We start from the raw sequence: 9712 nt of genomic DNA, 5'->3' as shown, positions 1-9712 counted from the left end.
GGGGCGCCCCCGGCGCGCGCGCCGCGGCGGGGGGCCGGGCGCGCGCCCCCCGGCCGCGGGGGGGGCCCGCCGCCCCCCCCCCCCCCCCCTACCGCCCCCCCGGCCGCTCAAGCGCCCGTGGTGGGCTTGTCCGTGTGCTCCAGCGCCTCGGCCAGGAGACGCCAGATCTCCGCAGCCAGATCCATGTTGGAGGCACGGCGGGCGTCCTCGCCCAACTGCTTGAGCCGGGCGAGCCCGTGCTCCTGGTCTCCCTCGCCGATCAGCAGCAGGCTGTCGAGGGCGCGCAGCCGGATCTGGTCCCGGTAGGTCAGCATCAACTGGTCCAGGTCCAGCTGGTCGAGGAAGCCCCGGGCCGCGACGCGATCTCCCTCGGCGAAGGCGAGGTGCGCCTGCAACGTCAGCAACTCCTGCTCCTGGACGGGCGTGCCGACGAGCGACAGCGCCGTGCCGGCCTCGGCGAGGTATTTGCGGGCCGGTTCGGTGAGGGCGGGCCGGGACTGCAGCGAGAGCGAGGCCGCGGCCAGCCGCAGCCGCGCCCACAGTGTGAGGTCGTCCCGGCTGTCGAGCACCTCCATGGCCTGCCCCAGGTAGCCCCGTGCGGCATCGTCGTCCCCGAGTCTGGAGTGGACCGTGGCCGCCGACCAGAGTGCCTCGGCGCGCCGGGTGTTGTCCGGGACGTCCGCCACGAGTTCGAGCAATTCCTGCACATGCGCGCGGGCATCCGGAAGCCGGCCGGCTTCCGCCTCGGTCGCGACCAGGACCAGCAGCGCGCTCCCGGTGTCGACCGTGGACAGCTGCGCTTCCCTGGCCTCCAGGTAGGTGCGCGTGGCCAGTTCCAGCGCCCGGGCGGTTTCGCCCGACGCCCTGAGGCACCGGGCGAACCACGTCCTGGACCGGCACTGGAGCGCAGGCAGTCCGAGCTCGTCGGCGAGCTCGGACAGCTGTTCCAGGGCGGCGAGTTCCTCGCTGCGCTCACCGCGCCGATGCCGGTACTCGACGATGAGCCACAGGGCCTGCCAGCGCAGCAGGGGATCCTCGTCGCTCGCCTCGTCGAGCGCGGCGATGAGGTCCTCAGCGGCGGCATCGTTGTCGGTCGTGGCCGCCATGCTCAGGGCCTGGGTGAGAAATCCCCTGGTCGGCGTGGTGTCAAAAGCGGAGCGGTCCACGCCCAACTGCTTGGCCAGGTAGCTGATCACCCGCTCGGTCGGCTGGCGTGCACCGGACTCGAGACGGGACAGGTACCCCGTGGAGATCTCGTCGCCCGCCAGAGCTACCTGGGAGAGCCCCTGCTGCTGCCTGAGGAACCTGAGGCGTGCCCCGAAGGACGACTTGGATGTCATACGAATCCCGCAATCTTTCCGGGCGGGACACGTCGCGCCCCACCATGACTTCGCCACGCCCCCTCGTGGCATCGGAGATGTCAACATAATGCCACGAAGGAGGCAGCATTGGGCACCACCCAGCCTGGAAGAGTTGGCAATTTTTGGCAACATCACTTGCCAAGCTTCACGGGACCGCCATAGGTTTACGGCGGTCGAGCCAGGCAACAACCGTTGCTTGGCCGCGCCAGCCATGTCAGTGTCCGGGCCCTATTGGAGATCCCATGCCTAAGCAGCTGCTGCTCTTCTCTGCCGCAATCGTGTCCTCTGCTCTGACCGCCCTGGCCATCGGAGTGAATTCCGACATCGACTGGCCGGCCCCCCGGCCGGTCGTCGCCACGGCGCCGGCGGGAGACATCGACTGGCCCTGACCTGACTCCTCCCCGAGTGACCACCCCCTCTTGCGCCACCGGCCTCGCCAGGCCGCGGGTCAAGAGGTGTTGGTCGTTCGGCCGTGACGCGCATCCGGCCGGGGCACCGTCTCCCGCCCTTCACACAGGAGGGATCGTGAAAGCTGGGCGCGTGGGTCTTGAACACCAGAGGCCGCCGCGAAAGGGTCACGGGCAGCATGCCGCGCTCGCAGAACGGGAGTTGAGAGGATGTGTGGAGGATCTGACCAGTGCCAACCGCACTGGGCCGTGATGATGCCAGGGACACATGGAGGGCGGACGTCGTGAAATGGAGCGGGGAAGACCTGGCCCGTGATGCTGTCCGGAGTGAGGGCCAAGGCCTGACGGCCGCACAGGTGACGGAAAAGCTCGCGGAAGCAGCCGTGCGGGTGCGGGAGAACCGGGAGCAGCCGCCTGCGCCGACCGGTCAAAGCCCGTACACGACGAATCCGGAAGACTTTGTGGCGCTGTGGGAGGCCAAGCGCGCCGAGTGGGCTCGGATCGCTGCCTTGATGGAGACTTCCGGCTGGGAAGCGTACGACCCGGACCGGGACGACGACGGAACCACCTGGGCGCGTGAGCGGGAAACCCGGCGGCAGGCCCGCCTGGACAAATACGCCGCCTGGTTGAAGGAACATCAGGAGGAGCAGGACGGACTGCGGACGCAGGTGTACCTGCCTGAGAACGTCAGCCGCCGACTGCAGGCCATCGCTTCCGGCGTCCGGCTCTCCCCTGAGCAGGTTCTTGCCAAGCTCGCCCGACATGCCGAACTACTTGAGGACGGCACCCTGACGGTTGCCCCCTTCTCCCCGTCCTGACCGCTTCCTGGCATCAACACGTTCTCCGCCTACGCGTGAGCCACCCCGGGGCGACTGCATGCGGGTCCTCGAGAACCAACTCCTGGTCGACGGCAACGACACTGCGGATCGTTGAGACGGCGACCGCCCCGGCATTGCGCCTGCCGACGGCAACGCACCGGGTGATGGACTGGGTTCCCGGGCTCGCCACCGACCCCGCCTGCGGAAGCGAGTTCTCCGCGCCCTGTCACGGTGCAGCCGAACAACAGACCGTGGCATCCGTCTACGGGCGGACCCGACAACCGGCGGTGCGCAGCGTCGACCGAGCCTGCCGGGTCGGTTGGCGGGGATGGTGAACTCGACCCACAGGGGGTAGTGGTCGGAAATGTGCCAGGACAGTTCGGTCAGCGTGCGGTTTCTCTGAAGGGCGCCGACGAAGTCGGCCTGTCCGCCGGCGGCGGCGTCCAGCGTCAGGACGGGACGGTGCTGCCGGCCCTTGGCGAACCAGGCGATCTGGTCGTGGAAGTGGGCGGCGTCCAGCTTTTCGAAGATGGTCCGACGAAGACCTGTCAGTTGCGCTGCTGGGGCCAGGCCGGTGGAGGTGAACGCCTCGAACAGGGCCAAGTGGGCTGTTCCACCGTCAGGTTCACGCGCCCCCCGGCCGGCCTCACACCGAGAACTCGCGTATCACGGTGTTGCGGAACACTGCGCTGCCGCCGATCGTGAACAGCGCGAGCCGGGTGTCCAGCAGGTACGGGAACACCTGGCTGGTGTGCACGTAGCGGCCGTCGTCGACGAACATCTCCACGGACGTGCGGTCCACCAGGATGCGCAGCTTCACCGTGCCGGCGGACGGGTCGAACGGGGTGTGGCTCTCCTGCCACTTGCCGGACGTGTCGGCGTTCACCGTGTTGCGTCGGTTGAGGAAGGCGTAGTCGGCGTAGATCCCGGCGTCGATGTGCCGACCGCCGTCCGGGGAGCGCCTCAGCTGGAGGCCGGCGCCGGTGAGCCGGGACCAGGCGATCTCGGTCGTCACCTCGTAGGAGATGCCGGTGTAGTCGAGCAGCTTCGTGCCGTCCACGGTCACGTCGCCCAGGTTCACCGTGCGGGAGACATGCGAGTCGAGGCCGGCGACGGGCCGGGAGGCGAGGTAGCAGGTGCCGTCGGACGCCTTCTCGAGGGTGACCTCGCGGACGACGGAGTCGGTGCCGTTGAAGCCGTCGCAGTCGATGGTCGGGGTGGTGTCGGCATAGTCCCAGTCGTTCACCCAGCCGATCGCGTACCGGGCAGCGGCGTCCACCGCCCCGCTCGCGTCCCGCTTCTCGAAGGTGACGGCGGCGTACCAGTCCCAGCCGTGGTCGAGCCACTGCGGGTCGCTCGCGTCGGCGGTGAACGCGCTGCCGTCGAAGGAACCCGTCCAGTACGCGTACGTGTTGGGCAGCCCCGCGCCCTTGCCGTTGGCGCTCGCGCCGAGCACCCACTTGACGGTGCCGTCACCGGCGGTGATGCGGAACAGGTCGGGGCACTCCAGGACGCCGATGCCGTCGTGGACGAAACCGTCTGCGTACGTCCAGGACTTGAGGTCGTCGGAGTGGTAGAAGCCGATCTTGTCGTTCTCCGCGAGGGCCATCACCCAGCGGTCCCGGTCCTCGTCGCGGATCACCTTGGGGTCGCGGAAGTCGGCGACGCCCGGGTTGGGCAGGACGGGGTCGGTCCCGTAGTTGCCGAAGGTGCGGCCGCCGTCTGTCGAGTAGTACAGGAACTGCTCCTGATGGTCGGTGCCGCCGCCGGGGGACATGGTGACGATGACGACGACCGCGCCCGCGCCGAATCCGGCCGTGTTGCCGGTGTCGACCACCGCCGAACCCGACCAGAGATCGCCGTTGGGCGTGGTGTCCTTGGGCACGGCGACCCCGCGGTCGGTGAAGGAGACCAGGTCCTCGGTGGTGGCCAGGCGCCACGCGGTGCCCACGACGCCGGTGAAGTAGTCCGCGTTGTAGAGGTAGTAGTAGTGGTACTCGCCGTCGATCCAGACGGGCCGCTGCGGGTCGTTCTTCCACTGGTCGGGAACCGTGAAGTGGTACGCGGCACGGTAACTCGCGCCGCTCACCGCGGCGTTGGCGTGAGCCTTGCCGTTGCCGTTGCCGTTGCCGTTGCCGTTGCCGTTGCCGTTGCTCTTGCCCTTGGTCGTGGCCTCGGGCTTCGGGGCGGCTGTGGCGGTTCCGGCGGACAGCAGTGCGACGGCGGTGCCCGCCGCCGGTCCCGCGAGCAGTGATCTCCGGGAAATCCCTGACGTTCCGGGCATGACGCATCGTTCCTCTCGTGGCGGCTCGTGAGGGCCCATGGCGGCTCGTGCGAACGAGGACTGTAGACCTAACTTGTAGACCTAACTCGTTAAAGGTCAAGCGTTTGCGACCCTTGACACTCCTGTTGCGCGGTTCCCATCATCTTGGGCATCGAACCTGATCTAACACGAGTTAGGCCCATTGGATGACTGACTCGCACCTCCCCCGCCGCACCCTGCTGCGGTACGGCGCCTACGGGGCGGGAGCGGCCGCCCTGGCCGCGACCGCCGCGAGCTGGGACCGGCTCACCGGAGCGGACATACCCGGCCGCGACGACGGCTCCCTCGTCGTCGCCACCCTCGGTTCCGCCTTCGACCCGGCCACCGTCGACGCCCTCGCCAAGGGCTTCCACCGTCTCCACCCCGACATCCCGCTGCGGGTGAACGCGGTGCAGGCCGTCGACTGGTCGGATTTCTTCGCGAAGATCCTCACCCAGATCGCCGCGGGCAGCGCGCCCGACCTGGTGTACGTGGCCACCGAGGGCGTGCAGTTGTTCGCCCGGCGGCTCGGCGTGCCGCTGGACCGCTGGGTGCGGCGGGACGCGGCGGAGCTGCGTGAGTACTTCGCCGACGTCCACCCCTCGCTGGTGGAGTCGATGATGTACGAGGGGAACCTCTACCAGCTGCCGATGGAGTTCAACGCCGCCGACATGTACCTCAACAAGCAGGTACTCGAGCGGACGGGCGCGGGCTTCCCGGCGGCCGACTGGAGCCGCGACGACTTCACCGCGCTGCTGCGGGAGATGAAGCGGGCCGGCGACGCGCACTTCACGCCGTACTTCTGGACCAACAGGCTGTGGGGCGGCGTGGTGCCCTGGCTCTTCGCGAACGACACGAACCTGCTGGCGGAGTCCAAGGCGCCGGGCGGCTCCTGGCTGTGGGACACCTTCTACCCGGCCGCCGACCGGCAGGGACGCGGCGGGGGCTTTCGCTGGACGACCCCGCAGGCCACCGCCGACCGGGTCGAGGAGGCGTACGACTATCTCGCCTCCCTCGTCCAGGAAGACCTGTGCACCCGGCCCGAGGGCGGCAACGGCAGCAATCTGGTCGGCGTGTTCTCCACCGGCCGCGTCGGCGTCACGCCGGCGGGCGGCTTCTGGGCGGGCGGCCTGCATCTGGCCGGCATGCGGGCCGCCGACTACGACGTGCAGTACTTCCCGCGCTGGCGCACCCAGCGGCACCAGTTCGGCGCGGCGGGCTACGCGCTGCTGCGCACCTCGAAGAAGCAGGAAGCCGCCTGGGAGTTCATCAAGTACGCGGCCCGCAAGGACACCATGACCCGGCTGTTCCGGAGCAACCAGACCACCCCGGCCCGGCGTTCGATGCTGAATGCCGCACGCTACGCCGCGAGCGGCCCGGCCCACTGGCAGGTCTTCTACGACACCCTCGACCGGTTTCCCGACACCGGCCCGATCCCTGCGCCGCCGCAGGTCGCCGAGGTGACCGACGTCCTGCTCAAGTACACCGGCACCGCGCTGGCCTCGCCGCGTGCGGTGGGTCCCGCGCTGCGCCGGATGCAGAGCGACCTGGAACAGGCCATGGAGCGTGAGATATGACGAACACCCAGGTCCCGAACCCCCAGGTCCCGAACTCCCAGGTCCCGCCCGTACGTTCGCGGCCCGCCGCCCCACACGCCGTCGCCGTGCGGCCGTCCGTCCGCGACCGCGGCGCCAGGCTGCTGGCCGCGCTGTTCCTCGCTCCCACGGTCGTCGGCATCGTCGTCTTCACGGTCGTGCCGATCATCGGGTCCGTCGTGCTGAGTCTGTTCCACTGGAACGTGATCGACCCGCCCCGTTTCGCCGGCGGCGCCAACTACCGCACGACCGTCACGGATTCGACCGTCCTGGTCTCCTTCCGCAACACGCTGCTCTTCATGGTCCTAGCGGTCACGCTGCAACTGCTGATCGCGCTGGCGCTGGCGCTCGCGCTGAACGGGCGGATGCCGGGGTGGCTGCGGTCGGTGTTCCGTTCGGCGTTCTTCTTCCCGCTGGTGCTGTCCGCCGCTTCGATCTCGGTGGTGATGAAGTACCTGTTCAACCAGGACTTCGGGGTGGTGAACTGGCTGATCGGCCTGGTCGGCGTCGCGCCCGTGCCCTGGCTGACCTCGGAGCACGCGGCGATGGCCACGGTGATCCTGGTCTACGTCTGGCAGCAGTTCGGTTTCTCGTTCCTGCTGTTCGTCGGCGGCCTGAACAACATCCCCAAGGAGATCCACGAGGCCGCCGCCCTCGACGGCGCGACCGGCCTGCGCAAACACCTCGGCATCACGCTGCCGCTGCTGTCGCCGACGCTGCTCGTCGCGTCGGTGGTCGGCATCATCAACGCCCTCCAGGTCTTCGAACAGCCCTACGTCCTCACCGACGGCGGCCCCGGTGATGCCACCCGCACCGTGGTGATGGTGATCTACGAGAGGGCCTTCGAGCAGCTCGACTTCGGCGAGGCATCCGCGGTGGGCGTGCTGCTCTTCGTGCTGATCATGGCGGTCACCGCCGTCCAGTTCCGGCTCAGCCGGCGTTTCGTCCACTACCAGTGAGCCGGTGAGCCGCATGAGCCAAGCAACCCCGACCCTGAGCCGCGTACGTCACTCACTCGCCCCCTGGGCCCGGATCGCCGGACTGACCGTGTGCGCCCTGCTGACGCTGGGCCCGGTCATCTGGACCGTCGCCACATCGCTGCGCACTCCGGCCCAGTCCTTCGACCTGCCCCCGCAGATCATCCCGACGCACCCGACGACCGCGGCCTACCGCGGGGTCTTCCAGCAGATCGACGTGTGGCTGCTCGCCCTGAACTCCACGCTGGTGACGGCACTGATCGCCGTCGGCCAGATGATCACGGCCGGCCTGGCCGGATACGCCTTCGCACGCCTGGAGTTCCGCTTCAAGAAGCCACTCTTTGGCCTGGTCCTGGCGACCATGATGGTGCCGTTGCAGGTCACCATCGTGCCGGTGTTCCTGGTGCTGAAGTCGATGGGCCTCACCGACACGCTCCTCGGCCTGATCATCCCGGCCTTCCCGACGGCCTTCGGCACGTTCCTGATGCGCCAGTACTTCCTCGGTATGCCGAAGGACCTGGGCGAGGCGGCCATGCTGGACGGCGCGGGGCCCTGGCTGATCTTCCGCTCGGTGTACGCGCCGTTGGCCGCACCCGGCCTGGCGATCGTCGGCGTGCTGGCCTTCAACTACCACTGGAACGAATTCTTCCGCCCGCTGATCCTGGAGACCTCCAGCCAGAACTACACGCTTCCGCTGGGTCTGGTCTCCCTGCAGGGCAACCTCGGCACCGGGTCGATCTCGGTGGTCCTGGCCGGGGTCGTGCTCTCGATGCTCCCCGCCCTCGCCGTGTTCGTCGTCGGCCAGCGTCCTCTGCGCGAGGGCATCACCTCGGCAGGAGTCAACCGTTGAGCAATGACCCCAACGCGCCGCGTTTCAGAGTCCGTCCGCCCGTCGGCTGGATCAACGACCCCAATGGGCCATTCCGTTGGCGGGACCGCTACCACCTCTTCTACCAGCACAACCCCGACGCACCGGTGCACGCGAATGTCCACTGGGGTCATGCCTCCAGCGCCGACCTCGCGCACTGGGAGCACCACCCGGTCGCCCTCACGCCGACGCCGGGCGGCCCCGACGAGGCCGGCTGCTGGTCGGGCTGCGTGACCGACGACGCCGGCACACCGACCGCCGTGTACACGGGAGTCGACCGTGCCCACGCCGGACTCGGCACCATCTGCCTGGCGCGTGCGGCGGACCCGGACGACGAGCTGCTGACCGAGTGGAAGCCGCTGCCGACGCCGGTGGTGGCAGGGCCGCCGCCGGGACTGGACGTGGTGATGTTTCGCGACCCGTTCGTCTTCCGCCGCGCGGACCGGCGCTGGGCCCTCGTCGGGGCCGGGCACGCCGACGGCACGCCGTCGGTCCTGCTCTACGACTGCGACGACCTGACCGACTGGCGGTTCGCCGGTGTGCTGCTGGACGGCAAGGACCCGGTGGCCGTGGGCGTGTTCGGCGACAAGTCGGTGGGCTGGGAGTGCCCGCACCTGTACCGGACAGCAGGCGGCGACCACGTGCTTGTGGTGTCCCTGTGGGACGGAGATCCCTGCTCCACCGGATACCTGACCGGCCGTCTGCCAGCCGATGGCCAGGGCGCGTTGAGGTTTGTGCCGCGCGCCGGCGGCCGGCTCGACCACGGGCGGGACTTCTACGCTCCCGCCGTGCTCCAGGAACCGGACCGCGCACTGCTGTGGGGCTGGTCGTGGGAGGCCCGCCCGCAAGAGGAGATGGACCGGGCCGGATGGGCAGGCGTCCTCACCGCGCCACGGGTCGTCGACATCCACCCCGACGGTTCACTGCGGGTGAGTCCGGCCCCGGAACTCGACCTGCTGCGCCCGGCCGAGCCGTTCGTCACCGCGCCGGGCCGGGTTCCGCTTCCCCACACGTACGACCTGACGGTCACCGCATGCGAACCGACCACGGTGAGCCTGCTCCGGGGCGCGGCGGGCCGGGAGCTGACCGTCCGGGCGGACCCTGCCTCGGGGACCGTCGTCCTCGACCGCAGCGCCTGGCCCCGGACCGGCAGGGAAGGCTCCGCCCCGATCACCGTGCACGTGCCGAAGGGGCCGGAACTCGCGCTCCGGCTGCTCGTCGACGGCTCGCTCCTCGAACTCTTCGTCGCGGAACGGGCCATGGTCACCGAGCGCGTCTACCGGCGCCCCGGCGACATCGCCGAGCTGGTCGTCGACGGGCCGGGTGCCCGGGTCACTGGCTGGGCGCCGGACCCACGAAGGCGCGGCTGATCACAGGGCAGGCC

8 protein-coding genes are annotated in these 9712 nt (G+C 69.5%); 6 read left to right on the top strand and 2 right to left on the bottom strand.

From position 1 onward, the window contains the following. Positions 1–107: 107 nt before the first annotated feature. Complete coding sequence (locus tag ACFY6U_RS21565; RefSeq protein WP_390040416.1) at positions 108–1340, bottom strand: helix-turn-helix domain-containing protein; 1233 nt, start codon at positions 1338–1340, stop codon at positions 108–110. A gap of 263 nt (positions 1341–1603) precedes the next feature. Here ACFY6U_RS21565 and ACFY6U_RS21560 point away from each other — a divergent pair, with 263 nt between their 5' ends. Continuing rightward, entirely contained in the window at positions 1604–1750 is a 147-nt protein-coding gene (locus ACFY6U_RS21560; protein WP_390040414.1) for a hypothetical protein, read from the top strand. Positions 1751–2052: 302 nt separating this feature from the next. Then, positions 2053–2586, top strand: coding sequence for a hypothetical protein (locus tag ACFY6U_RS21555; RefSeq protein WP_390040412.1), 534 nt, complete (start codon positions 2053–2055; stop codon positions 2584–2586). Between the two features lie 646 nt (positions 2587–3232). Here the strand turns inward: ACFY6U_RS21555 and ACFY6U_RS21550 are convergent. Then, entirely contained in the window at positions 3233–4870 is a 1638-nt protein-coding gene (locus ACFY6U_RS21550; RefSeq protein WP_390040410.1) for a glycoside hydrolase family 32 protein, read from the bottom strand. A gap of 185 nt (positions 4871–5055) precedes the next feature. Here ACFY6U_RS21550 and ACFY6U_RS21545 point away from each other — a divergent pair, with 185 nt between their 5' ends. From ACFY6U_RS21545 to ACFY6U_RS21530, 4 genes are read left to right on the top strand one after another with little or no spacing between them, the layout of a single operon-like run. Beyond that, complete coding sequence (locus ACFY6U_RS21545) at positions 5056–6465, top strand: extracellular solute-binding protein (protein ID WP_390040408.1); 1410 nt, start codon at positions 5056–5058, stop codon at positions 6463–6465. Then, the gene (locus ACFY6U_RS21540; RefSeq protein WP_390040406.1) at positions 6462–7442 is read left to right on the top strand and encodes a carbohydrate ABC transporter permease; all 981 of its coding nucleotides are present in this window, start codon (positions 6462–6464) and stop codon (positions 7440–7442) included. Before ACFY6U_RS21545 ends, ACFY6U_RS21540 begins: the two co-directional genes overlap by 4 nt. A 13-nt stretch (positions 7443–7455) precedes the next feature. After that, positions 7456–8310 carry a carbohydrate ABC transporter permease gene (locus ACFY6U_RS21535; protein WP_390040404.1) on the top strand — a complete coding sequence of 285 codons (855 nt, stop codon included), beginning with the start codon at positions 7456–7458 and terminating at the stop codon, positions 8308–8310. Beyond that, the gene (locus ACFY6U_RS21530) at positions 8307–9698 is read left to right on the top strand and encodes a glycoside hydrolase family 32 protein (protein ID WP_390040402.1); all 1392 of its coding nucleotides are present in this window, start codon (positions 8307–8309) and stop codon (positions 9696–9698) included. Before ACFY6U_RS21535 ends, ACFY6U_RS21530 begins: the two co-directional genes overlap by 4 nt. The last annotated feature ends 14 nt before the right edge of the window (positions 9699–9712 follow it).

Source organism: Streptomyces sp. NPDC013157, from assembly GCF_042899865.1.
GTDB lineage: Bacteria > Actinomycetota > Actinomycetes > Streptomycetales > Streptomycetaceae > Streptomyces.
This window is presented reverse-complemented; position numbering and strand designations above follow the sequence as displayed.